Source organism: Paenibacillus sp. Pae15 (genome assembly GCF_024519685.1).
GTDB lineage: Bacteria > Bacillota > Bacilli > Paenibacillales > NBRC-103111 > Paenibacillus_G > Paenibacillus_G naphthalenovorans.
This window is the reverse complement of record NZ_JALJRM010000007.1, coordinates 103,794-126,668: the sequence shown is the minus strand read 5'-3', so window position 1 is coordinate 126,668 and position 22,875 is coordinate 103,794. Positions and strand designations below refer to the sequence as shown.

25 protein-coding genes are annotated in these 22,875 nt (G+C 49.2%); 4 read left to right on the top strand and 21 right to left on the bottom strand.

Annotation, left to right across the window (positions count from 1 at the left end; translation table 11 throughout):
- Window positions 1-99: 99 nt before the first annotated feature.
- The 9 genes from NR121_RS08265 to NR121_RS08225 all read right to left on the bottom strand — a co-directional run bounded on the left by NR121_RS08265 (window position 100) and on the right by NR121_RS08225 (window position 8,387).
- Window positions 100-534, bottom strand: coding sequence for an MFS transporter (locus NR121_RS08265; RefSeq protein ID WP_054817014.1), 435 nt, complete (start codon window positions 532-534; stop codon window positions 100-102).
- 392 nt (window positions 535-926) lie between these two features.
- Window positions 927-1,304: a PH domain-containing protein gene (locus NR121_RS08260; protein WP_054817013.1), complete on the bottom strand. Its 378-nt coding sequence runs from the start codon at window positions 1,302-1,304 to the stop codon at window positions 927-929.
- A 174-nt stretch (window positions 1,305-1,478) separates the two neighbouring features.
- Window positions 1,479-2,069, bottom strand: a complete 591-nt coding sequence (locus tag NR121_RS08255) for a TVP38/TMEM64 family protein (protein WP_054817012.1) — start codon at window positions 2,067-2,069, stop codon at window positions 1,479-1,481.
- Between the two features lie 76 nt (window positions 2,070-2,145).
- On the bottom strand, window positions 2,146-2,787 hold the full coding sequence (locus tag NR121_RS08250) for an ABC transporter ATP-binding protein (RefSeq protein WP_054817011.1): 642 nt from the start codon (window positions 2,785-2,787) through the stop codon (window positions 2,146-2,148).
- A complete protein-coding gene (locus tag NR121_RS08245) occupies window positions 2,784-4,436 on the bottom strand; it encodes an ABC transporter permease (RefSeq protein WP_054817057.1) in 1,653 nt (550 codons plus the stop codon). The genes NR121_RS08250 and NR121_RS08245 overlap by 4 nt, the downstream gene beginning before the upstream one ends.
- A 2-nt stretch (window positions 4,437-4,438) precedes the next feature.
- A complete protein-coding gene (locus NR121_RS08240) occupies window positions 4,439-5,545 on the bottom strand; it encodes a Fe(3+) ABC transporter substrate-binding protein (protein WP_373864990.1) in 1,107 nt (368 codons plus the stop codon).
- Between the two features lie 184 nt (window positions 5,546-5,729).
- The gene (pdaA, locus tag NR121_RS08235) at window positions 5,730-6,512 is read right to left on the bottom strand and encodes a delta-lactam-biosynthetic de-N-acetylase (protein WP_062410265.1); all 783 of its coding nucleotides are present in this window, start codon (window positions 6,510-6,512) and stop codon (window positions 5,730-5,732) included.
- Between the two features lie 281 nt (window positions 6,513-6,793).
- Entirely contained in the window at window positions 6,794-7,873 is a 1,080-nt protein-coding gene (locus NR121_RS08230) for an anti sigma factor C-terminal domain-containing protein (protein ID WP_054817010.1), read from the bottom strand.
- Window positions 7,866-8,387: an RNA polymerase sigma factor gene (locus tag NR121_RS08225; protein WP_054817009.1), complete on the bottom strand. Its 522-nt coding sequence runs from the start codon at window positions 8,385-8,387 to the stop codon at window positions 7,866-7,868. Before NR121_RS08225 ends, NR121_RS08230 begins: the two co-directional genes overlap by 8 nt.
- 155 nt (window positions 8,388-8,542) lie before the next feature.
- Here NR121_RS08225 and NR121_RS08220 point away from each other — a divergent pair, with 155 nt between their 5' ends.
- Window positions 8,543-9,175, top strand: a complete 633-nt coding sequence (locus NR121_RS08220) for a DsbA family oxidoreductase (protein ID WP_217437424.1) — start codon at window positions 8,543-8,545, stop codon at window positions 9,173-9,175.
- Between the two features lie 52 nt (window positions 9,176-9,227).
- On the opposite strand, the gene NR121_RS08215 is transcribed toward NR121_RS08220, so the two are convergent.
- The 6 genes from NR121_RS08215 to NR121_RS08190 all read right to left on the bottom strand — a co-directional run bounded on the left by NR121_RS08215 (window position 9,228) and on the right by NR121_RS08190 (window position 13,435).
- Window positions 9,228-9,659, bottom strand: a complete 432-nt coding sequence (locus NR121_RS08215; RefSeq protein ID WP_062410264.1) for an EamA family transporter — start codon at window positions 9,657-9,659, stop codon at window positions 9,228-9,230.
- 141 nt (window positions 9,660-9,800) lie between these two features.
- Window positions 9,801-9,989 carry a hypothetical protein gene (locus tag NR121_RS08210; protein WP_054817008.1) on the bottom strand — a complete coding sequence of 63 codons (189 nt, stop codon included), beginning with the start codon at window positions 9,987-9,989 and terminating at the stop codon, window positions 9,801-9,803.
- 5 nt (window positions 9,990-9,994) lie between these two features.
- Window positions 9,995-10,291 (bottom strand): ferredoxin family protein, encoded by a 297-nt coding sequence (locus NR121_RS08205; protein ID WP_062410263.1) that lies wholly within the window; start codon window positions 10,289-10,291, stop codon window positions 9,995-9,997.
- Window positions 10,292-10,294: 3 nt separating this feature from the next.
- On the bottom strand, window positions 10,295-11,590 hold the full coding sequence (locus NR121_RS08200; RefSeq protein WP_054817007.1) for an FAD-dependent oxidoreductase: 1,296 nt from the start codon (window positions 11,588-11,590) through the stop codon (window positions 10,295-10,297).
- Window positions 11,574-12,608: an electron transfer flavoprotein subunit alpha/FixB family protein gene (locus NR121_RS08195; protein WP_054817006.1), complete on the bottom strand. Its 1,035-nt coding sequence runs from the start codon at window positions 12,606-12,608 to the stop codon at window positions 11,574-11,576. The genes NR121_RS08200 and NR121_RS08195 overlap by 17 nt, the downstream gene beginning before the upstream one ends.
- Window positions 12,608-13,435 (bottom strand): electron transfer flavoprotein subunit beta/FixA family protein, encoded by an 828-nt coding sequence (locus tag NR121_RS08190; protein WP_062410261.1) that lies wholly within the window; start codon window positions 13,433-13,435, stop codon window positions 12,608-12,610. Before NR121_RS08190 ends, NR121_RS08195 begins: the two co-directional genes overlap by 1 nt.
- A gap of 234 nt (window positions 13,436-13,669) precedes the next feature.
- On the opposite strand from NR121_RS08190, the gene NR121_RS08185 reads away from it, so the two are divergent.
- Window positions 13,670-15,103, top strand: a complete 1,434-nt coding sequence (locus NR121_RS08185) for a catalase (RefSeq protein ID WP_256831064.1) — start codon at window positions 13,670-13,672, stop codon at window positions 15,101-15,103.
- Between the two features lie 127 nt (window positions 15,104-15,230).
- Here NR121_RS08185 and NR121_RS08180 read toward each other — a convergent pair whose 3' ends face one another.
- From NR121_RS08180 to NR121_RS08155, 6 genes are all read right to left on the bottom strand, one after another.
- Window positions 15,231-15,431 (bottom strand): cold-shock protein, encoded by a 201-nt coding sequence (locus NR121_RS08180; RefSeq protein ID WP_054817005.1) that lies wholly within the window; start codon window positions 15,429-15,431, stop codon window positions 15,231-15,233.
- 266 nt (window positions 15,432-15,697) lie between these two features.
- Complete coding sequence (locus NR121_RS08175; protein WP_054817004.1) at window positions 15,698-16,231, bottom strand: YceI family protein; 534 nt, start codon at window positions 16,229-16,231, stop codon at window positions 15,698-15,700.
- Between the two features lie 221 nt (window positions 16,232-16,452).
- Window positions 16,453-17,748, bottom strand: a complete 1,296-nt coding sequence (locus NR121_RS08170; RefSeq protein WP_171006009.1) for an ATP-binding protein — start codon at window positions 17,746-17,748, stop codon at window positions 16,453-16,455.
- Window positions 17,749-17,946: 198 nt separating this feature from the next.
- Window positions 17,947-18,798, bottom strand: coding sequence for a MetQ/NlpA family ABC transporter substrate-binding protein (locus NR121_RS08165; protein ID WP_062410258.1), 852 nt, complete (start codon window positions 18,796-18,798; stop codon window positions 17,947-17,949).
- 33 nt (window positions 18,799-18,831) lie between these two features.
- Window positions 18,832-19,461 carry a methionine ABC transporter permease gene (locus tag NR121_RS08160; RefSeq protein WP_054817054.1) on the bottom strand — a complete coding sequence of 210 codons (630 nt, stop codon included), beginning with the start codon at window positions 19,459-19,461 and terminating at the stop codon, window positions 18,832-18,834.
- A 25-nt stretch (window positions 19,462-19,486) separates the two neighbouring features.
- Entirely contained in the window at window positions 19,487-20,506 is a 1,020-nt protein-coding gene (locus tag NR121_RS08155; protein ID WP_256831063.1) for a methionine ABC transporter ATP-binding protein, read from the bottom strand.
- 304 nt (window positions 20,507-20,810) lie between these two features.
- On the opposite strand from NR121_RS08155, the gene NR121_RS08150 reads away from it, so the two are divergent.
- On the top strand, window positions 20,811-21,635 hold the full coding sequence (locus NR121_RS08150; protein ID WP_062410256.1) for a DUF6492 family protein: 825 nt from the start codon (window positions 20,811-20,813) through the stop codon (window positions 21,633-21,635).
- The gene (locus tag NR121_RS08145) at window positions 21,632-22,822 is read left to right on the top strand and encodes a glycosyltransferase family 4 protein (RefSeq protein ID WP_137671002.1); all 1,191 of its coding nucleotides are present in this window, start codon (window positions 21,632-21,634) and stop codon (window positions 22,820-22,822) included. Before NR121_RS08150 ends, NR121_RS08145 begins: the two co-directional genes overlap by 4 nt.
- Window positions 22,823-22,875: the final 53 nt, after the last annotated feature.

The following is a 22,875-nucleotide window of genomic DNA, read 5'->3' as shown; positions in this document are numbered from 1 at the left end:
AAGCGCCCGTCGTGATGCCAACGCTTTCATTTTACGTGTAAGCCCATTATAGGAGAAACCGCAAAGGTCGTCCAGCCGGGCTGGAACAGCGGGTAATACCTATGCCTTGGCGGTCTTCTTTCCACGTTGCAGGCCGCTCTTCCCGTGATAAGCCGGAAGACGGAAGGCGGAGCTTCGCTGGTTCCGGGGGTCAAGTGCAGAAACAGGCCCCAGCCCGAAGGCCTTCCCTCGATCTCCTTCGGGGACGTGACCGGTCAAAAGAGCGTTCATAGAAGGAAACATGAAGGCAAAGCCGATACCGTATATCGCCATAACTGCGAAAAGGCTCTCCTCCCGGCCGGCCAGTGAAAGTCCAAGCAGGGCCGCGGCAATCGTCAGCATCCCGGCCAGCAAGGTGGAAAGCGGCGGTACCCGGTCGAATATCCGGTTGGTCGGCAGCAGGAACACGCCGATCGTCACCATGCCGAAGGTGCTTAGCAGCAGCCCTGCAGCCTGCTCGCGGAGAGCGAGCGCGTCCGCCTTGAGCGGCAGCATTACCGATCATATTCGTAAGCGAATAAACGCCTACGGCTAATCCGATCATGAACGGATCTGCTCCGAGACTCTGAGCCCAAGAACTAATCACGGGCAGCTGACTGAACATATCGAGAAAGGCGATGATAAGAAGGATGTACAGTACCGTTTTTTTTGCGGATCACCGGTGGTATGCCCCTTTCGTATGACCTTTACGTTTTCCACGTGGAACAAACATTCGTTCGAGGGCCCGTCAGGCCTATTCTGACTTGGTGCGGCGGAACGCATGAGCTGCCATCAGAGCTTTAGCACGAATCGTTGCGGCACCCGATCATGGCAACCTTAATCCCCCTGCTGCCGGCTTTCCATCATTATTCCCATTTTGTCTATCGCTTTAGATCCCGTCGTATTGTCTAATCCAGCACGTAAGCGGCCAACACGCTCTGCAGCTCATAGATATTCAAGCTCTTGTTAAACTGCTTCTGGATGGGTGTCGCATTCCCGGAAATCCAGATTTTCAGTTCGGCATCCAGATCAAAGCTCCCCGCGGTTTCAATGCTGAAGTGCGTGATGCTCCGATAAGGAACGGAATGGTACTCCATCTTTCTTCCGGTCAAGCCCTGCTTATCCACCAGAATCAGACGTTTGTTCGTAAAAATGAACAGATCGCGTATGACCTTATACCCCTTCTCAATCGTTTCGCCTTTGGCCAATATTCGTGCGTATTCTTTCTGGAGATCAACCGCATTCAATTCCGATGCGTTCCCCATGAGCCCGTCGAAAAATCCCATTCCTTTCACCTCTGCCTCTGTTTTCCTTCAGGTTATCATGCCGCCGTCAAGACCGCTACCTCTAATTTTGCGCGTTCATACTGTAAACACCAAACGCACAGCTATGCTGGAAGTCAGTTCCCTAACAAAAAACGCCCTCCCCTGAACAGACAGCTTCAGAAGAGAGCGGTGCTTTCATTTAAAATATTTGGATTCCAGCTTACGCCCGAACAGCCAAATGATAAAGAACACAAGAAAAATCAGCGCTATTTTCAGGGGATGTTTGAGCAGGCTGTCCAAATTATGGCCGGCAAACGATACGAGAAAGATCATGACGCCTTTGCCCAAAGCCGTAGCCAAGACAAAGGTATGCATGGGAACCTTGGAGAGCCCCGCTATTATGTTCACAAGAGAGGATGGTGTAAACGGGAAGCATGCGAGCAGGAAAATGGGGGTAAACCCGTGCTGCTCCAGCCAATGCACTAATTTCTCCGACCTGGGATGCTTCCGCTCGATCCAACCGCGAAGCCTGCCACCAAATTTACGGAAGATTGCAAACACGCTGATGCTTCCGCACACTACTCCGATCCAGGACAGCAATACGCCTTCGCCTAATCCATAGGCATTCACATTGGCAATCAAGATAGCCACCAGAGGCAAAGCGGGGAGAAAGGATTCTGCCATAGGGGCTAGAATACCGGGAAGCGGCCCTAAGGCTTCATATTGCTTTAGCCAATGTTCCACATCATGCCAATCCAAACTTGTAATCGTCTCCATCCAATTCATCTCGTGTCGCTTCACCTCAGTATAGTTAATACAACTATACTATCCCCGTTGGTCTAATGCAACGGGCAACCCTTGATTAAGAAACCATCATCACCGTACGATCACAAATCGCATCAACGTCCTGGTGGTCGTGACTTACGAACAAACAGGTCATCTCCGCTTTTCTCAGGATATCTCTAAGCTCGCTGCGGATAGAGACTTTAAGGTCTGCATCCAGGTTGCTGAACGGTTCATCCATCAGAAGAATGGAAGGACGCGGGGCAAGAGCCCTTGCCAAGGCTACACGCTGCTGCTGGCCCCCGCTTAATTCGTGGGGATAACGCTTCTCAAAGCCTGATAGCTGCACCAGCTCCAGCATTTCTGCAAGCCGCGCGGCACGTTCTTTCTTCGACAGACGATGCAGGCCAAATTCGATGTTGCCTGCTACGGTCATATGCGGAAACAATGCATAATCCTGAAACACCATGCCGACGCCGCGGTTTTCAGGAGGTATGAAGGAGGTATCGTCCACCACGGTACGCCCGGAAATCGCAATGCTTCCGCCGGTTGGCGACTCCAACCCGGCAACAAGCCGCAGCAGCGTACTTTTTCCACTCCCGCTAGGCCCCAAAATCCCGACGATCTCCCCTTTTTCCATATCGAAGGAGAAGCGGTCAATCACTGGCTTCTGTTTGGAGGAATAGGAAAATGAAAGTTTACCAATATTCACGATCTTCATGAATTCAACCTCTTCCCTAATTGATGAAATACGATAACAGAGACCATACTGACACCGATAATAAACAAAGAGGGTATGGAAGCTTCATAGATGCGTTCGTCGCTTGCGTATTGATAGGTCTTGGTCGCCAGCGTTTCAAAGTTAAACGGTCTAAGCAGCAAGGCTAACGGTAATTCTTTCATAATTTCCACGAACGTTAGAATAACGCCGCTGAACAAGGCGCCCTTGATCAGCGGGGCATCCACCTTGAAAAAGGTCTTCGTCATCCCCAGGCCGAGCAGCCTTGAGGCTTCCGTATATTTCATCCCGATCTTCTCAAAACCGGCCTCGACCGCATTGTATCCGGTGGCCATAAAGCGGACCACATAAGCGACAACCAGCATAACCAAGGACATGCTGAGCACAAGCGGCGCTTTCCCCAGGCCCATGCGGGCATATAGCGGGGCCAGCCATTGATCAAGGCCGATAAACAGCGCCAGTACGCCGATGGCAATAATCGCTCCGGGAACGGAATAGCCGGACGTCACCGACCGGGCCAGCACATAGGTCAGCACATTCGATTGCTGACGAACTACATTGGCTGTAATCACCGAGAACACCATAATGATCGCCGTGGCCGTCAAAGCAAGGCCTATCGTGTTATACGTCAATTCGAAAAAAGCCGGGGTAAGCACATCGTCATAGCTCCAGGCGGCCCATACGATCAATTGAATGACAGGGATAAGGAAGGAGCACGCAAACATAAGCCCGCAGAACATGAAAGCAGCCGCAGCGCGGATACCTTTCAGCTTCTTGGGTGTAAGCGGTCTCGATTTACTGGTGGAAGCCGCGAAGCTCCGCTGATGGCGGAGCAGCCGTTCCACCACGAATATCCCGACGACCCCCGCCATCAGCCATGCGGCCAAACGGACGGCAGAGTCGACATCGTACATTCCGAACCAGGTCTGAAATATCGCCACGGAGATGGTCTGGATACCGTAATAGCTCGATACGCCATAATCGCTAAGCACTTCGAATACGACAAGTATGACACCGCCGACGATGGCAGGCCGGGAAATCGGCAGCACGATAAAGACAAATATGGAAAAAGGTTTTCTCCCGAGCAGAGCGGCATTCTCAATATAAGAGCCGCTCTGATGCTCCAGATAGGATCTGGTAATCATGTATACGTATGGAAACAAGAACATCGTAAATATGAAAATGGCGCCTCTCATCGACATGATGCCAAACCACTCCGGGTTTGGCATCACCCCGAATTCATTGCGCAGCGTGGTTTGGACAATGCCGGTATAGCTCAACATCGTGCTGTAGGTGTACGCCGCAATGTACGGAGGAACGGCCAGCGGCAGCACAAGCGCCCAGCGAAAAAAGCGTCTGAGCGGAAAATCATAAGCCGCGATCAGCCAAGCCAACGTTACCCCAAGCAGCACGGTAAACAGACAAGTAAACAACACAAGCCAAACGGTCTGGAACACATAGTCCTGCAGTAAATACTGCTTGATGTGCTGCCAGTTTTCGTTTGGCGGTTGGAACAGCGACACGAATATAGTAAAAATGGGCAGCAGAACGACCACTGCCCCCAGAAGGCTGGCATAAAGCCAGCCGTTTGTATGTTGTTTTATATTGCGTATAGCTGCTCTAAAGCGCATTTTTATTTCCAACCTACTTTATTAGAAATCTCAACTGCCTTTTTATTATGTTCTCCCAGCTTGGCAAAGTCAATTTGCTGGGCCTTAAACTCTCCCCAAGATTTCAGAAGCTCCGGTTTCTCCGCCTTGGGGTTTACCGGGAATTCAAAGTTCTCCTTGGACATCAGTTCCTGCGCTTCCGTATCGGTCAAGAACTCGATCAGCTTCACGGCATTTTCTTTATTTTTGCTGTGCTTTGCAAGACCCACTCCACTGATATTCAGATGCGTGCCGGTCGTGCTTTGGTTAGGGAAGAACACGCCGAGCTGCTGTGCAACCTTCACTTCTTCCGCATCTTTGGAGTTCAGCATCTGTCCAAAGTAATAAGTGTTCATAATGGCTACATCTCCGGTTCCCGCAGCAATGGCTTTTGCTTGGTCACGGTCCCCGCCTTCCGGCGCACGGCCGAGGTTAGCGACGATGCCTTTAGCCCACTCTTCCGCTTTCTGCTCCCCGTTCAACTCGATCAGGGAAGCAAGCAGCGATTGGTTATACAAGCTTGTGGAGGAACGCACGAGCACTTTTCCTTTCCACTTATCGGTAGCCAAATCTTCGTATGTAGAGAGCTGCTCCGGTTTAACCCGATCTTTGGAGTATACGATCACACGGGCCCGCGTCGACAGACCGATCCACTCGTTGTCTTTATCCCGGAGCTGTGCAGGAACATTAGCCTCAATGACATCCGACTTTACAGGCTGCAGCACTCCGTTCAGCTTGGCGTTATTCAGCACTCCGCCGTCCACTGTGATGAACAAATCGGCGGAAGTGCTCTCTCCCTCACGCTTTAACCGTTCAATCAATTCTTCCGCCTTGCCTTTGACGACATTGACTTTAATACCGGTTTTCTCCGTAAATTGAGCATAAAGAACGTCGTCCACTTCATAATGTCTTGCCGTATAAAGATTGACGACTTGTTCCGTCTTCGATTCGGAAGCTCCGCTATTCGGCTCTTGCGGCTGCGCAGCTTGCTGTCCGCCTTGTGATGCCGTTCCACATCCTGCCAAAAGCCCGACGCTCAGAATAGCCGTTATTGCGGATGATAAGAATCTCCGGTGTTTCTTTAACATCATTACACTCCCCTTTTTAAAGTTGGTACTGATAATCATTATCATTTATTTGCAACTTGGATTCTAGCAAGAATAAACCCTACTGTCAACCCATTATTTTATAGTCACCGCAAACGGTTCCATCAAAAGCAGATTTCGGTATGAATACAAAATAAACCCCCACATCGATGTGAGGGTTACGGATAAATTAATAATTTTTCGTCTGCAGCTGGTCCAGGCTCTTGAATTCATATCCTTGCTTCCGGGCATCGTCAATAATTTTGGCTAACGCCTCCGCGTTGTCTTTCGATACAGAGTGAAGCAGGATGACCGCACCGGGATGCAGCTGCGACATGATGCTTTCGTATGCGTAAGCCCATCCTCTTTGCAGCTTCGGATCCCAGTCCTTATAAGCAATCGACCAAAACACGTTGGTATACCCGTATCCTTTGCTGGCCGCAAGCATCCGTTCGCTAAAAACCCCCCGCGGCGGGCGCAAATACGGCATTTCCTTTTGGGAGGTCAGCTCCGCTACTTTCGTTTTGACACGATCCAGTTCTTCCTTCAGCTTCTGGTCGGATACCTGTGTAAGGTCGGGATGGCTCCAGGAATGATTGCCTATGAGGTGGCCCTCCTGCACCATTCGCTTCAACAGCTCGGGCTGGTCTTGAATATAATGTCCCGTCACAAAGAAGATGGCCGGTACCTGCTTCTCCTTGAGTACATCCAAAATCCTGCTCGTATACCCGTTCTCATAGCCGTTATCAAACGTAAGATAAAGCTCCTTTTGCTTCGTATCGCCCAAAAAAATGGCATCATGCTTCTGGACAATGGACCGGAACCCCTCTTCCTGAATCGATGGAAGCTCATGGTTCCTGCTCTTCTTAAACCCGAAGTGATAAGGTTTGTTCGCATTGGCTTCGGCCGAATGGGGTAAAATCAAACACAAAAGCACAACGAATGCGGCGAGGAAAGAGACATAACGTTTCATGTAACCATTTCACTCCTTAGGCGATGGTTTTTCTTATGCGGTCATCGGCTAAGGGGTAATGTTCCACAAAAAACAGAAAGTTATGTGTTTCCTTGTAGAAGGAAAGATAAGCAGGCCAATGGATATGTTTTCACTCCGCATACCCATCCGTTAACCCTCTTGCTTGGCACTTAAGTCCTGTAAAATTGCAATTATTGACATATGGAAAAATGTAAAGGTGTCGATAACACACCGCCAGACTTGATGCCTTTGTGTACGGGGATTGAACCTATGGGCCTCTGTTACGATGTGTGTTCCTCCCAGTTCCAAATTTCGATCCTTCCCAATTGAAAATAAAACAGGTCCTGCTCCTGCTTCAGCTTCTCCAGCTCGCGCACCGGTCCTGTAACAACGGCGCCATATACTTTCACTCCGTTCTCTTTCAGGTAGTCCAACCGCTTCCCGTCGTTTTCGGACTCCCGGTAGCTTCTCTCCTGTCTCAGCCATTCGATATCTTTGAGCATTTGATCGACGGATTGCTTGAGGGTGTCCGCATTCTCCAGCCAACCGGCCCAGCTCATCCCGTTTCCCTCTTCTTGATACTTTACAAAAGGCCTTAACGTAAGATGGGGCACGAAATGGAGTTCATTTGAAGTCGAATGGGGAATATTCTTCAGATCTCCCTTCAGCTCTCCCGCATAAACCGGCATGCTGAGAACCCGCACTTGATAGTTGGAAAGCCGCTTGAGAAGCTCCTCGGGATCCATCCCCACAACCGTGGAAAAAGCCAACTCCGCTACATAACCGTCCTCGATATGCTTGAGCTGCTCCCAAACCGAACGGTTGGAGGGAGCCTGTGTGCGGCTGGGGTCACCGGCAATCAGATCGGGCGGGACGGCGAAAGAAAACCGGCTGGGTGTTCTTAAATAGGTTACATTTTCATTGATCGAATAGGTTACGTCACCGAAAAGCGTTTGGGTGGCCGTAACTTCCCCTGCGATGATCTGCCATTCACCCACCTGCTTAAACAGCTTCAGCGTGGCTTTTTTCGTCAGAAAAGGCGTCAGCTCTGCGTTCCAATGACCGCCTTTCTCCACTTTTAAACCCGGTTCATGCGTTTCTACCAAGGTAGTGACATAGCGGATAAATTGGTCGCTTTTCCCGCTGCTGTGATAATAACTCGTTACGAGCATCATATAAATCCATACCAGCAAGAAAATCCCCAGCAGTGTGGAGACCACGCTCCTTACGACGGTAAACCGGGTGCGCCAGATCATGCGCTTGAACTTTTTCTCATCCCAGGCCGGGGAATCCGGTTCGTTGGCATCGGATTCCCAGTTATGCAGCAGCTTTTCTTCGTTAGTAAAGCGCTGTTCACTCATGTCCATTTCCCCTTTCCCATTGATCCGCCAGTTCCCTGAATTTATCCCTGCTGCGGTGCAGCATGACTTTGACTTGACTCATGCTGAGATCCAAAGTCTCGGCCAGCTCCTGATAGGAGAAGCCTTCCATTTCCCTCAAATAAAGAATCGTCCGGTAATGCTCGGGCAGCTTACGCATGACCCCGGTCATTTTTCTCCGCTGCTCCTGCAGCTGCAAAGCCTCTTCAGGAGTAGGCATCGGGCTAGTGCCGGAAGCGTGAATCTCTATGGCCTGCAGCATCTCCGCCTCCCCCTTCCGCTTGCGTACCCAGTCGATAAACAGATTTCGGGCTACTTTATATAACCAGGCCCGGGCCAATCTCATATCCTCCAGCCGAAGCGAGAGCATGGCCCGATAAAACGTCTCCTGAAGCAGCTCTTCGGCCACCTCTTTAGACCCGCACATGCGGTATAAATAGCGATAGAGAGAGGGCTGAAACATCCGGAACAGCTCTGTAAACGAATCCTTCTGCATGCCTCTCCCCCTTTCGCAAGAGTTATAACGATTGATCTCTGTTTTTGTTACAGATAAAAACAAAAATATCCGATGGTAAATGATCCATGGTTGCCTTTCGCCGGCAAATCGATCATACTATAACAAAGTAAGTGACTGACTGGAGGTAAATATCGATGATACAAATCGATGTCTTTTCCGACATGGTATGTCCATGGTGCCGAATCGGCAAGAAAAATTTACAGGATGCTCTGGCTGCATGGGGTCCTAAAGACGAGGTGGAGATCCATTTTAGGGCTTTTGAGTTGGATTCGACGCTGCCGGCCGAGGGACTTCCCTTTCAGGACGCTATGATCAGAAAAATGGGCGGCAATGCCGCTTCCTTGAAGCAAATGACCGATCGTGTGACCCAGGCGGGGGAAGCGGTGGGGGTGACATTTCGTTTCGATCAGGTGACCCGCATGCCGAACACCAAGCTGGCCCATCGGCTGACAGCCCTGTTGCCCGCCTCCGAGCAGGAGGCTATGATCGATGCCATCATGAACGCTTACTTCGAACAGGGCCAGGACATAGCCCAGCTGGATATTCTGCTTGGCATCGCCGCTTCCCTCGGTCATGATCCGGTCCATCTGCGGGAACAGCTCGAACAGGGGAAAGGAAGCGACAAGGTAACGCATGACCAGACAGCAGCCAGACAAATCGGCGTTACCGGCGTACCTTTCTTTGTATTCAATAACAAGTACGCCCTCTCCGGAGCTTACCCGCCCGCCGAGCTGATCAAAGTACTCGAGAAAGTCGCAGCGGAATAGACAGACAAAGGACACCGGGGCGGGTGTCCTTTGTTTTTCTTATATTATACCTTCAGCTGAATGCGATCAGAATGACGCCGATGGCAATGAGACTTATGCCGATTCCGCTGATCCAGCTGAGGCGTTCCCCCAGAAACACAACGGCCGCTATCGTCGCAATGACCACGCTTAATTTATCGACCGGGGCGACTTGCGAAACTTTACCGAGCTTTAAAGCCCAAAAATAAAACAACCAGGAAGCGGCACCGGCGGCTCCGCTCAGCACGATGAACAGCAGCGTTTTTTTGTCTTCGAAAAGAGACGGGATTTTACCGATATTGCCTTGAAACGCAACCACGGCCACTAAAAATACCGCCATAATGACGGCCCTGACCGCCGTTGCCGTGTTGGCTTCCACCGACTGCAGCCCGATCTTGCCGAAAATACTGACCAGCGCGGCGGTTATGGCCGATAATAAAGCGAAAACCAACCATAAATAACTCATATGATCCCTCTTCGCAGTAATATGGTAGTACTCTTAGGTTGGCTTCAAGAAGAATTAACATACTAAGGCACACCGGCTGAACGGCAAAGCGGTGACCCGGTACCACCGCAAGGGCACCTGGTTATGGTTTACTCCGTATGTTCACTCACGATTTCTATCTGCTCCTTGATCGTCATCCAACCTAAGAGCTATTTTGGAGAGCAGCTCGCCTTTCTCCCAGCTGGAGAAAAAATCCTCCCACACGACGTGGTATACATCATCGTTCGCCTCCATAATAATGCCCCTTGCCCGGTCCAGGGAAAAAACAACGCAATCGCCGATCTCAAACATAGGCTTCACCCCAATCGAAAGACGATCCCATGGCCGCCTTTCGGGTATTCCCATTTGATATTCTGATGAGGACAGCCGATTCTGCAGCTGCCGCATTCGTGACAGCCCTCGTAGCCGACATGCATCCGGATCTCCTCCCATTTATACACTTCGGCAGGGCAGAAGATCGTGCATATTTTATCGGGGCAATCGGTTAAACAAACCTCCGCATTCAACACATGAAGATGAGATTTCGTATCGGCGTTAAAACGAAGGAGATACTGCTTCTCCTCTATCGTTGCGGCTTTGGCCTGCTCACTCATGGCTCACTTCATCACCTTCCATGCCCGGTATAGGTCGCGGGCGATTTTGAGCTTCTCTTTGACCGGGCCAATCTCATTCCATATCTTCCTCTGCTTCTCTTTCTTGGAGGAACCGTCTACGGTAAACATTTGGCTGGCCGCTCGATTCATCATGGGAATATATTGATCGAAATATTGGGGAAAGCGATCGAAATGGTGAGTGGCGTCTTTATATTTTTTCAAATCCTGACCGACGAAGCTGTCCATCAGCCGCTTGCGGTAATGATCGAGCACGCGCTCGGAATAATCTCCCTCTTCTTTGGCCTTCACGACCGTTTCGGCAGCCAAACGGCCGGAGGTCATCGCCATGTTCGATCCTTCCCGGTGAATCGCATTGACAAGCTGTGCGGCATCACCCACGACAAGGACGCCGTCTCCGACAACCTTAGGCATGGAATAATAACCGCCTTCCGGGATCAGATGGGCCAAATATTCCTGGGGTTCGCCCCCTTGGAGGTACGGACGAATCATCGGATGATGTTTGACATATTCCAGCAGCTCGTATGGTTTTATTTTATGCTTGATGAGTCCCGAGAGTAAAGTGCCGACGCCTATGCTGAGCGTATCTTTATTGGTATACAGAAATCCTGTGCCCAAGATCCCTTTGGTGGCATCGCCGAACAGCTCGATGGTACACCCTTGATCCTGCTCCAGGTTAAAGCGGTCTTCAATGATTTTGCGGTCCAGCTTAATAATCTCCATGGTAGCCAACGCCACTTCGTCCGGCCTGAACTCTCTGTGAAACCCGAGCGACTTCGCCAACAAGGAGTTCACTCCGTCCGCCAGGATCACGACATCCGCATACAGGTCCCCGTCCGGACGGTCCGTACGCACGCCCACCACGCGGCCGTCCTCTACAATGCATTCCAGCACCACCGTCTCGTTCACGAGCAGTGCGCCTTGATCCACCGCCTTCTGAGCGAACCATTGATCGAATTTGGCCCGAAGCACGGTAAAGTTGTTATAAGGCTCCTGTCCCCATTCCATTCCTTTATAACCGAAGGTAAGGGCCGATTCCTTATCCATCATCATAAACCGCTGCTCTACGATAGGCCGCTCCAGCGGAGCTTCTTTATAAAATTCCGGGATGACATCCTCCATCATCTGCCGGTACAGCACGCCGCCCATCACATTTTTCGAGCCCGGATATTCGCCTCGCTCCAACAGCAGCACCTTCACTCCGGCCTTGGCCAGCTCATAGGCACAGGCAATTCCCGCAGGGCCGGCGCCGACGACGATGCATTCAAATTTTTCGGACATACCCGTCCTCCTTTCCACCCAAGGCCGTTGTGTACTCTTCAATCAGCAGGGGCAAGATCTCGAACGCATCGCCTACAATCCCGTAATGGCAGTTCTGGAATATCGCAGCATTCGGATCCTTATTGATCGCTATGATTAATCCGGAATTTTGCATGCCCACGATATGCTGGATGGCCCCTGAGATGCCTATGGCAAAGTAGATTTTCGGCGTGACCGTTACACCGGTCTGCCCTACTTGATGATGATGCCCGATCCATCCCGCTTCGACCACATCCCGGCTGGCCCCTACGGCGGCTCCCAAAACTTCGGCCAGCTTATGTATCAGCTGAAATCCTGCGGGTCCTCCCATTCCCTTTCCCCCGGCTACCACAATATCCGCTTCATCGATGCGCACTCTGCGGGCTGTTTCCCGAACGATCTCCAACACTTTGGTGCGAACCTCTTCTTCCTGCAGCGGAATCGATTCTTCTACCAGCGTTCCCGTTCGGCCAGGCTCCGGGAATAGCGCTTTCATAACTTTCGGGCGAACGGTAGCCATTTGAGGCCGGTACTTCTTGCACAATATTGTCGCCATGATGTTGCCTCCGAAAGCAGGACGGCTGGCCAGCAGCAGGCCGGTGTCTTCTTCCACATCCAGCATGGTGGAATCGGCGGTAAGTCCCGTAGGCAGATCCGTAGCCACCGCGCTCGCCAGATCCTTTCCGGTCGAGGTGGCACCGTACAGAATAATTTCCGGTTTGTACTTCTGCGTGCACGCGAGCAAGGCTTTCATGTACGGTTCCGTACGGTAATGCTTATAAATCGGGTCATCGTATACATAGAGCGTATCCGCACCGTATGCAAATACCGTTTCTGCCAAGGGCTTCACGCCTTCGCCGATGACGACCCCGGCCAGCTCCGTTCCCCGTTTATCCGCCAGCCTTCTCCCCGCCCCCAACAATTCAAGCGAAACCGGAGCGACCTGGCCTTCCTTCACCTCGATATACACCCAGACACCCCGGTAGTCCTCGAAGCTCATCAAGCTTCACCCCTTGCTTGGAACAATTCTTTCTTTTCCATCAAAATGCCGAGCAATCCCTTCACCTGTTCCTTCGGTCCACCCTCCAGAATGGTCCCCCCTTGGGGCTTTTGGGGCGCCCACACGGAGGAAACAATCGTCGGCGACCCTTTTAATCCAAGCTGAGTCCGGTCAACATCGTCCAGATCGCCCACCGACCATATTTGCGGTTGATAGCGTGCCGCCCGAAGCACGTTAGGCAGCGGAGAATACGGAACTTCGTTAATCTCTTTTTCCACGGAAAGCAGACAGGGCAATGTCGATCGGACAACCTCATAGCCGTCCTCCAGCTTACGGTGTACGATCAAATATCCTTGTTCCCGCCGCACCTCCACGATCTTCTTGACCGAGGTGAGCGGGGGAATATCGAGTCTCCTGGCAATCCCGGGACCCACTTGACCCGTGTCTCCGTCTATGGTCATTTTACCGCACAGGATCAGGTCGATCGGCCGGAGCTTGGCGATTTTGTCCAAAGCTTTCGTCAGCGCATAGCTGGTCGCCAGCGTATCGGCGCCGGCAAACGCGCGGTCGGAGATCATATAGCCCTCGTCCGCTCCGATTTCGATGCATTTTTTAATCGCCTTCACCGCCGGCGGCGGCCCCATGGTCAGCACCGAGACCGTTCCCCCGTACTTTGCCTTGAGCCGAACCGCCTCCTCCACCGCATGAGCGTCATAGGGATTGAGGATCGCCGGCGCGCTGGCACGATCCATGGTATTGGTCTTCGGATTCATCTTGATGATTTTCGTATCCGGCACCTGTTTAATACAAGCGACAATATGAAGCAATGCGCATCACCCGCCCTATCATCCTAGGAAGTAGTCATAATCCAGTATATATGGCTAATACAAATAAAATGCATGGGATTTCTCATTCCTCCGGGCTTTTCCCGCCGTGAGTGTTCTTTCCGGCTCCACACGCTCGCCGGCCTTGATGGATCGAGCAATTTCGAACCGCCGTGCAGAATATGCACAACATGACCATCACACATCAATTAGAAATTTGAAGAGGAGGTTGATGATATGGGCAAAAAAAAGTTAACGACATCCAGTGGAAGCCCTGTCGCGGATAATCAGAATTCGCAAACGGCCGGCCAACGCGGGCCTGTAGTGATCCAAGATGTGCACTTACTCGAAAAGTTGGCTCATTTTAACCGCGAACGCATTCCGGAGCGGGTCGTCCACGCGAAAGGTGCAGGCGCTTTCGGCTATTTTGAAGTCACGCATGCCGTGAATCAGTGGACCAAGGCCAAATTCTTATCCGAGGTTGGCAAGCAAACACCGGTTTTCATCCGCTTCTCAACGGTCGCCGGCGAAAAAGGCGCCGCGGATACCGAACGCGATCCTCGCGGTACGGCTATCAAATTCTATACCGAAGACGGCAATTATGATCTGGTCGGCAACAATACGCCTGTTTTTTTTATTCGCGATCCTCTGAAGTTTCCGGACTTTATCCATACGCAGAAACGCAATCCCCAAACCAATCTTAAAGACCCGAACGCGATCTGGGATTTCTGGTCTCTTTCCCCGGAATCGCTGCATCAAGTGACCATTTTGTTCTCCAACCGCGGCACACCCAAATCGTATCGTCATATGCACATGTTCGGCAGCCATACGTTCCAATGGATTAATGAGCAGGGCGAAGCCGTCTGGGTAAAATACCATTTCAAGACCGATCAGGGCATTCAGAATTTTCGCCGGGAGGAAGCCGTCCGCATCGCCGGCGAGGACCCGGATTACGTAACCCGGGATCTGTTTGAAGCGATCGAAAAAGGGGATTATCCGTCCTGGACGCTGTACGTTCAAATTATGCCTCTGCAGGATGCAGATACGTACCGTTTCGACCCGTTCGATGTGACCAAGGTGTGGTCCCAGAAGGATTATCCTTTGATCCCGGTCGGACGCATCGTATTGAACCGGAATCCGAAAAACTATTTCGCGGAAGTGGAGCAAGCGACGCTGTCGCCTGGAAATGTGGTGCCCGGTATCAGTTTCTCCCCGGACAAAATGCTGCAGGGCCGGCTGTTTGCCTATTCCGACGCGCACCGGTACCGCGTGGGAGCAAACCATAATCTGTTACCGGTAAACCGTCCGATAAGCCCTGCAGACAACTATCAGCGGGATGGGGCGATGAGATTCGACGACAACGGCGGCAGTTCGGTCAACTACGAGCCCAACAGCTTTAACGGCCCGAAAGAGGTTCCGGAAGCCAAAGCTCCGCCGCTGCCGGTATCCGGTGCGGTCGACAGCTACCCGTATGATCGCGATGATCATTACACGCAAGCCGGCGATTTGTATCGTTTATTGAGCGAGAGCGAACAAGCGGATCTGATCGACAACATTGTCACTGCAATGAAGCCTGTGAAACCGGAGATTCAACTGCGGCAAATCGGGCATTTCCGCAAAGCCGACCCCGATTACGGAGCGAGAATCGCAGAAGGTCTGGGATTAGGTTAAATCCCGGGCAAAGACGAAGCCCTTATCGTTATCGATAAGGGCTTTCGCTTTATGACAGCACGAAAGGAACCGCCTTTCTGGAGACGATCCCTGTGGTTGCTGTCTTATGGCTAAGACGGTATGTGCTTTACAGCTTTACAACATTTTCGGCTTGAGGACCGCGGTTGCCTTGTACAACGTTGAATTCCACGCGTTGGCCTTCGTCAAGCGTCTTGAAGCCATCGCCTTGAATCGCGCTGAAATGTACGAATACATCGTTTCCCCCTTCAACCTCGATAAAGCCAAAACCTTTCTCTGCGTTAAACCATTTTACTGTACCTGTTTGCATTGTGAAAAACCTCCAATAGATTAATTTAACATGTTCCTTTTTTCTTTAAAAAAAATTCACATATTGAAAAAAGTTCCATCTTCAAAATGATCCCCTTTTCAATATGTGAATTGCGGTTTCAAATTTCCAATTTCTCTAACTTTACCACAGGTTATTTCAAAAAGCAACTGTCTGGGCCATCGGCCTTTCCCCGCCGGTATGTGAAAAGACACCCGATAGGGTGCCCTTGATTCACAGGGATCCGGCATGCTGTTTATATATCCATGTCAGGCTTGTTTCGACGCTTCAATCTCAATCGAAACTTTAACCTCGTCTCCGACGAGCACGCCTCCTGTTTCCAATGCCGCGTTCCAGGTTAAGCCGTAGTCGCTGCGCTTCAGGCTGCCTTGACCGCTGAATCCGGCTTTCTCATTTCCCCAAGGATCTTTGCCCTGACCCTCAAATGTAACGGAGAATGTTTCAGGGCGAGTGACGCCATGAAGGTTCAGATTGCCGGTCACATTGTATTCCCCGTCACCTGTTTTCGTGATTTGGGTAGATTGGAAGGTCAGTTTCGGATACTTCTCGATATCAAAAAAATCAGCTGTACGCAAATGCGCATCACGATCATCATTCCGGGTGTCAATACTGCTTAAATCGATACTAAATTGAACGTCAGCGGTTGTCAGATCTGTGGGGTCGGCTTCAATATTCGCTTCAAAGGTATGGAAGGTCCCCTTTACCTTCGCAATCATCATGTGTCTGATCGTAAAATCGATACTGCTGTGCGTAGGGTCGACAATCCATTTTGTTTTAGCCATTGTAACAACCTCCCTATTTTTACTTACTAATAGTTAACATCTAACTATTAGTATGTTAGTATTAATTGTATTCTTTTATCCTTCTTTTGTCAATCAATATTTTGGAAATTTACCCAAAATTATTTTTTTCTATCTGCGTAAAATAAAAAAACAGCCCGTAGAATCCCATTCCGTGAGGAATGCTGTCTACAGGCTGTAAAAGAGTGATCCCACTCATGACTTTATGATTCGGCTAACGGCAGCTCAACCCTTACTTCCGTACCTTGATTGTATGTACTCTGGATATGGATCGTGCCTTCAAAATGATCCAGAAGCTTCTTTACCATGTAAAGACCAATCCCTTGACCGCTTTTTTCTTGATTGAATTTCCCGTATTTTTGAAACAAATTTTGAAGCTGGTGTTCATGCATGCCCACACCATGATCCTTAATCTTCATCACTACTTTCTTCCCGTCACTGACGGCCGAGAATATGACTTTGGAATGCTCATGACTATACTTTATCGCGTTGCTCAATAAATTCGACAATATTAATTTAAATCCGATGGTATTGTTGAAAAGCTTCTCGTTTCCTTTCAGATCCAGTGTATAAACAAGCTGAATCTCTTGCGTTCTCGCTTTAATACTCATAAAATCGATGACTTCTTGTATACTCGGCAAAAGCCAGATCATTTCTTTATTCCATAATAAGTCGTTTGATAACATCTGTTCCGTATAGATGATATATGAAATTTCATTATCTATAATATCCACGCAGTCGGCAATCGATTTCATCTTTTCTATGCTGCCCGGACTTAGATGAGACTCCGATTTAAGCACCATCGAAGCATACGCTTTGATAATCGTCAGCGGATTGCGGACTTCGTGGGACACCACATGAACAAAATCCAGCTTTTGCTTATATAAATCCATTTCGGATTGCATTTCGGACTGAACCGAAAGGGAAGGAAATATCACCGTTTCATCTGTATTCTTATATAAATTGGAACGAATCAGTTCATTGTCCGTCATCAGGTACTCGTGGCTTCTCATTAACTTCATAAGAAGTGACGCAGGTACACTTTTCGCATCATAGGCACAGACGGATAACAATCCCATTCCGTAAACATTGCTGTCAGCTATCACTTCGTACTTCTCAAGCAAATCTGCAATACCTTCTTGTTCCTTCCAATCTACATGGGCCCACGTTCGTATAGAAATATGCTTACTCAAAAAAGGCTGCAGCATTTCACCGAATTGATTCACGATGGTTTGACTGTTAAAATCTCCGTGCGCCCCATAAAAAACGCATCGGTCATAAAAATGCACCTTACACCGTTGTTCATTCGATAGAATCTGCTTCAGCTTTTCCTCAATCAGACGATTTTTCTCTTCGGAGTCAATAAACAGAATATGATGATCGTGTTCCAGACCGGTGACAATATATGAAAGCGCATTATTTAGATAATGCTGCAAATCATCGTAAAAGTATAAAATATGCCCGCCGTTTGATACTTGTAACTTTTTTGTTAATTGCATGATTGAATTTCCGTTCATGTCAGCACCTCATTGTAAAAAAAAAGCTACAAGAATGGGAAAGACAGCGCTACCTGGTTGAATATGTATTTACAAATATTATACAAAAAAATTGTCGATTTTTAAATTCATATTTTCCAAATTTTTGCGCATCCCGACGGCAAAAAATAAGGCCCCCTCAGCGGAGAGCCTTAATTTTTATTACTTCTTTGTCATCCATTCCGGCTTGGAGAAGCCTTTGAATTGTTCGTCGATCGTTTTCTCAAACTCCGGCGATTGAATCGCAGCTTTCAGATCTTGGGCGAATTGAGTTTCGACATCTTTCGTATTCACAACCAGTACGTTGCGGTAGTTTTCCGCCATGTTCTCCAATTTCAAAGCAGCGGTCAGATCCATCTTGGCGGCAAGTGCAAAGTTGCCCGGTACCGCAGCCAAATCGGCGCTATCTACAGTACGCGGCAATTGAGCGGCTTCAAGCGGTTTAATAACAAGCTTCTTCGGGTTTTGGTCGATATCCTTTTCGGATATTTTCGACGGATCGGCATCCTTTTTGATGGTAACCAATCCGATATCCTGAAGCATAAGCAGCGTGCGGGCCAGGTTGGCCGGATCGTTGGCGACCGTTAACGTGCTGCCTTCTTTGATATCATCAAGCGATTTAAACTTGTTGGAATACAGTCCCATTGGAGCCGTCGGTACACTGATCACTTCTTTGAGATCCAAACCATTGTCCGATGCGAATTTTTTCAAATAAATAATGTGCTGGAACAGGTTGGCATCAATCGAGCCGTTGGCAAGCGCCTTGTTCGGCTGAACGTAATCGTTAAACTCCACAACTTCAATCGTGTAGCCTTTGCTTTCCATAATCGGCTTAATCGCTTTACCGACCATATCGCTGTAAGGGCCGGCCGTTGCTCCGATCTTTAATGCTTTTTTCTGCTCTTGCTTAGGCGCATCGGCGCCATTGTCGCTCCCGGCATCTTTGGTTCCACAGCCTGCAAGCAAAGATAAAACCAATGCCAGAATCATCATGAGTACAGCATGCTTTCTCATGGTTTCCCTTCCCCCTTTGAAATCATATTTATCTCAACGCTTATCTACTTTACGTGCGGCCCAATCCCCGATATGTTGAATGATTTGAACTAACACGATCAGCAAAATAACCGTTGTAAACAACACTTGATTATCGTACCGGTAATACCCGAAACGAATGGCCAGGTCGCCAATCCCTCCACCGCCGACCGTACCGGCCATAGCGGAGAAGCCGATCAGGCTGATTGCCGTGATCGTCAATCCCGAAATAATTCCCGATTTGGCTTCGGGCAGCAGCACTTCACGGATAATAAGCCACGGCTTTGCGCCCATCGCCACCGCAGCTTCGATAACGCCTTTGTTTACTTCCCGCAGCGATGCCTCTACCAGCCGTGCATAGAAAGGAATGGCCGCCACCGATAACGGAACCGCCGCCGCTGTCGGGCCGATGGTCGTCCCGAGAATCCAATGCGTGAACGGCAGGAGCAGTACGAGCAGGATCAAAAACGGAATGGAACGAATCATATTCGCCACAAATCCTACCACCACATTGAGCGTACGATTCTCGGAGAACAATCCCCGGTCACTGACAAAAAGCAGTATTCCTATCGGTATACCCAACACGATGGCGACGCCGAGCGAGATGCCGACCATGTACAAGGTCTCATAAAAGGCCTTGAGCATATCGGGCAACAATTGAAGGAATTCGCTACTCGACACGGTCTACCACCTCCACTCCGCAGGATCGATCCACCAGATATTGCAGCGCGTTGTCGATCTCCAGGGGTTCTCCTGTCACTTCCATAATAAACGTGCCCAGAGGCTTGTCCCCGATATATTCAATCTTGCCATGCAGGATGTTCGCCTTGATTCCGCTCGCTTTCAGCATGTCATAAATAATCGCTTGTTCAGCCGCTTCATCGCGAAATAATACTTTGACCACTTTCCCGGCCGGATCGAGCTTGTCCCATAATTTCCGGGGCAGTTTGAACTCCAGCGTGTTGGCAATAAATTCCCGGGTCAACGATTGAACCGGATTGGCAAAAATCTCATAAACCGAGCCTTCTTCAATAATTTTTCCGTCCTGCATGATGGCGACGTGATGACATAAATCCTTCACCACTTCCATTTCATGCGTGATGAGTACGATAGTCAGGCCTAAGGTTTTATTGATATCGCGAAGCAGCGACAAAATGGATTGGGTTGTGGTCGGATCGAGAGCGGAGGTCGGCTCGTCGCACAGCAGCACCTGAGGATCATTGGCTAATGCCCGCGCTATACCTACCCTTTGCTTCTGGCCGCCGCTGAGCTGGGCCGGGTAATGCTCCGCTTTGTCAGCCAGTCCTACCAGCTGCAAGAGCTCGGTGACCCGCTTGTCGATCAAAGATGGCGGTTTCCCCGCAGCTTTAAGCGCGAAAGCCACGTTCTCGAACACCGTTTTGCTGGTGATCAAATGAAAGTGCTGGAAGATCATCCCGATTTTTTGGCGGGCGACTCTTAGCTCTTCCTTCGAAAGCGACGTCAGATCCACGCCATCGACCACCACTTTGCCCGAGGTAGGCTTCTCCAGCAGGTTGATACACCGGAGCACCGAGCTTTTACCGGCTCCGCTGTAACCGACAATGCCGAAAATATCCCCTTTGCGGATAGTTAAATTGACACGATCGACACCGAGGACCATTCCTTTTTTCGTCTTATACTCTTTATGCAAATCAATAAGTTGAATCATATCGTCCCCCCCAAGCAAAAACACCTTTTTCGATCGAAAAAGGCGTCACCCATACGACGTACATCGCTTCCGCTTATGTTCATGTCGATCATACCCGTAATTGTATAATGGTTCAGATTGAATAAATCATACTATTTGCATGAGACCCTGTCAATAAAATATGGATTGGATATTTTGTCTAGAAGCGGCACTTTCATTTCCATATATACCTCACGCCGTCCCTTTTGCCCAAACCATTCCCTTAAAAAAGACATATTATAGTGGAGATCATTTACTACAGTATCAAGCAAATGGAGATGAAGAGATGGGACTTCCAACTCAGAACCCGCCCAAAAGCAAAACCAAAATCGATGTGCTCATCCCGGCGATTGAGAAGGATTCGGGTACACTCCCTTATGTGATTGATGCCATCAGAAAGCATGTAAAGCATCCTATAGGCAGCATTATGATCGTTTCTCCAAACAGCCAAAAAATCAAAAACATATGCCGCCATAAAGGGTGCCGATTTATCAATGAGACTGCCGTCCTGCCGATTACCAAAAAGCATATTCATTACCGTTCCAGGAAATGGGATAAGTCGGGCTGGCTTTACCAGCAGCTATTAAAGCTCGGCGGCGATTCCTTAGGTTCCCAAAAATTTTACTTGGTCATCGATGCCGATACGGTACTGATTCGTCCCCACAGGTTTAGAACCGGTGGCAAAACCGTGTTTTACTGCCGAAATTGGAGCCAGAATGAATATTTCAAAACCTACAAAAAGCTATTGGGAACCAAGGCCTCTTCGCCCGTCTCATTTGTCACCCACTATATGCTGTTTGATAAATCAAAGCTTGCCAAGCTGAAGAAGGCTATTGAAGCCAGACATCATACAAGCTGGTACCGGGCGATTATACGCCAAAGCGACAAGTCCAAACCGTTTGCTTTTTCCGAATTTGAAACGTATGGGAACTTCCTCTACTCCAGATCCCCCGGCCAGCTCATACTTAAGAAGGCTTTGAACAAAAGTTTAAATATGAATGCTTCACAGTTATCCCCGTCCAAGATCAAGAAGCTGGCTAAGAAATTCAGGTCCATCTCCTTCCACAAGCGGAAGTGGTATTCAAGAAAACCTAAGGGACTGGTACAATGACTGCTTATCAAGTGGTATGGAGAGGGCCTGTAAGTAGAGCCAGCGGTCTTGGAATAGCAAGCAGAGAGTATGTTCTTGCTTTGCAGCGGCGAGGCGTGGATGTGAAAGTGGATGTGAAAACGCATCAGTTGACCAGAACACCAAACAGAACAAATACCCTGCTTGCGAAATTCGCACAAAAGCCATACGCCAAAAACAAACCCAAGGTTTTAATATATCATTATCCGCCAAATACCATTAACCTGAAAAAGGAAAGAAAACGTTACGATTACATCATTTTGAATACCGTATGGGAAACAACCAAAATACCGCGCTGCTGGCTGCCTAATATCAATCAGTTTGATGCCGTTTTCGTCCCTTCGCTTCATAATAAGGTCGCCATGAGAAATAGCGGCGTGAAGGTACCCCTATTTATTGTCCCGCATGGAGTGCATATCCATATTTTTAAGCCGAAGAATAAGAAGCTGCTGTTAAAACAGCTGTCAGGAAGGTTCATATTTGTTTCCATATTTGGTTTCCAACACCGTAAAAATCCCGAGGCTTTATTAAGAGCCTACTGGGAAGAGTTTTCTTCCGCCGATCGAGTCGCTTTAGTAATCAAAACGAATGGATACAGCCGGGTTGAAAAGGAAGAATGGATTAAAAATAAAATTCGCAATTACAAAAAAATGCTTCGAATCCGCAAAAAAACTGCTCCGGTTTCCATTATCACACATCGTCTGAGGCAGCATCAGATGAAAGGGATATATACTCTGGGGAATGTCTTTGTATTGCCTTCCCGAGGGGAAGGCGTAGGCTTACCTTTTCTTGAATCGCTGTCCAGCGGTGTTCCCGTTATCGCTACCGGATGGGGCGGACACATGGACTTCTTGCATTCCGGAAATTCATTTTTCATCCGTTATCAGCTTAGACCTCCGGCGATCAGCATGAATAGCCGGCACTCCATATCACCTACTTTCCGCCATTTGTTCGCACAAAAAGGACAACGCTGGGCGGAAGCGGATATTCAGAGCCTAAAAAGACAAATGAGATTGGCGTATCGAAACCCGGGTCTTTGTAGACAGAAGGGAAGGCAAGGCAGAAGGGATATGCTTAATCAATCTTGGCTCCGTGCCGGATTCACATTAAAACAAGCTATCGAAAAGGTGATCCGAATAAGAAGAAAACGTCTATTCGTCCATGGATGAGCGACCGCCATTATAAGGCAGGTTTACTTGTACTAAAAAAAGATTTCGGCACC

Excerpts from the sequence above, each read along its gene's own strand:
- NR121_RS08265 (WP_054817014.1), bottom strand. The coding sequence starts at position 534 with ATGCTGCCGCTCAAGGCGGACGCGCTCGCTCTCCGCGAGCAGGCTGCA.
- NR121_RS08260 (WP_054817013.1), bottom strand. The coding sequence starts at position 1,304 with ATGGGATTTTTCGACGGGCTCATGGGGAACGCATCGGAATTGAATGCG.
- NR121_RS08255 (WP_054817012.1), bottom strand. The coding sequence starts at position 2,069 with ATGAATTGGATGGAGACGATTACAAGTTTGGATTGGCATGATGTGGAA.
- NR121_RS08250 (WP_054817011.1), bottom strand. The coding sequence starts at position 2,787 with ATGAAGATCGTGAATATTGGTAAACTTTCATTTTCCTATTCCTCCAAA.
- NR121_RS08245 (WP_054817057.1), bottom strand. The coding sequence starts at position 4,436 with ATGCGCTTTAGAGCAGCTATACGCAATATAAAACAACATACAAACGGC.
- NR121_RS08240 (WP_373864990.1), bottom strand. The coding sequence starts at position 5,545 with ATGATGTTAAAGAAACACCGGAGATTCTTATCATCCGCAATAACGGCT.
- pdaA (WP_062410265.1), bottom strand. The coding sequence starts at position 6,512 with ATGAAACGTTATGTCTCTTTCCTCGCCGCATTCGTTGTGCTTTTGTGT.
- NR121_RS08230 (WP_054817010.1), bottom strand. The coding sequence starts at position 7,873 with ATGAGTGAACAGCGCTTTACTAACGAAGAAAAGCTGCTGCATAACTGG.
- NR121_RS08225 (WP_054817009.1), bottom strand. The coding sequence starts at position 8,387 with ATGCAGAAGGATTCGTTTACAGAGCTGTTCCGGATGTTTCAGCCCTCT.
- NR121_RS08220 (WP_217437424.1), top strand. The coding sequence starts at position 8,543 with ATGATACAAATCGATGTCTTTTCCGACATGGTATGTCCATGGTGCCGA.
- NR121_RS08215 (WP_062410264.1), bottom strand. The coding sequence starts at position 9,659 with ATGAGTTATTTATGGTTGGTTTTCGCTTTATTATCGGCCATAACCGCC.
- NR121_RS08210 (WP_054817008.1), bottom strand. The coding sequence starts at position 9,989 with ATGTTTGAGATCGGCGATTGCGTTGTTTTTTCCCTGGACCGGGCAAGG.
- NR121_RS08205 (WP_062410263.1), bottom strand. The coding sequence starts at position 10,291 with ATGAGTGAGCAGGCCAAAGCCGCAACGATAGAGGAGAAGCAGTATCTC.
- NR121_RS08200 (WP_054817007.1), bottom strand. The coding sequence starts at position 11,590 with ATGTCCGAAAAATTTGAATGCATCGTCGTCGGCGCCGGCCCTGCGGGA.
- NR121_RS08195 (WP_054817006.1), bottom strand. The coding sequence starts at position 12,608 with ATGAGCTTCGAGGACTACCGGGGTGTCTGGGTGTATATCGAGGTGAAG.
- NR121_RS08185 (WP_256831064.1), top strand. The coding sequence starts at position 13,670 with ATGGGCAAAAAAAAGTTAACGACATCCAGTGGAAGCCCTGTCGCGGAT.
- NR121_RS08180 (WP_054817005.1), bottom strand. The coding sequence starts at position 15,431 with ATGCAAACAGGTACAGTAAAATGGTTTAACGCAGAGAAAGGTTTTGGC.
- NR121_RS08175 (WP_054817004.1), bottom strand. The coding sequence starts at position 16,231 with ATGGCTAAAACAAAATGGATTGTCGACCCTACGCACAGCAGTATCGAT.
- NR121_RS08170 (WP_171006009.1), bottom strand. The coding sequence starts at position 17,748 with ATGCAATTAACAAAAAAGTTACAAGTATCAAACGGCGGGCATATTTTA.
- NR121_RS08165 (WP_062410258.1), bottom strand. The coding sequence starts at position 18,798 with ATGAGAAAGCATGCTGTACTCATGATGATTCTGGCATTGGTTTTATCT.
- NR121_RS08160 (WP_054817054.1), bottom strand. The coding sequence starts at position 19,461 with ATGCTCAAGGCCTTTTATGAGACCTTGTACATGGTCGGCATCTCGCTC.
- NR121_RS08155 (WP_256831063.1), bottom strand. The coding sequence starts at position 20,506 with ATGATTCAACTTATTGATTTGCATAAAGAGTATAAGACGAAAAAAGGA.
- NR121_RS08150 (WP_062410256.1), top strand. The coding sequence starts at position 20,811 with ATGGGACTTCCAACTCAGAACCCGCCCAAAAGCAAAACCAAAATCGAT.
- NR121_RS08145 (WP_137671002.1), top strand. The coding sequence starts at position 21,632 with ATGACTGCTTATCAAGTGGTATGGAGAGGGCCTGTAAGTAGAGCCAGC.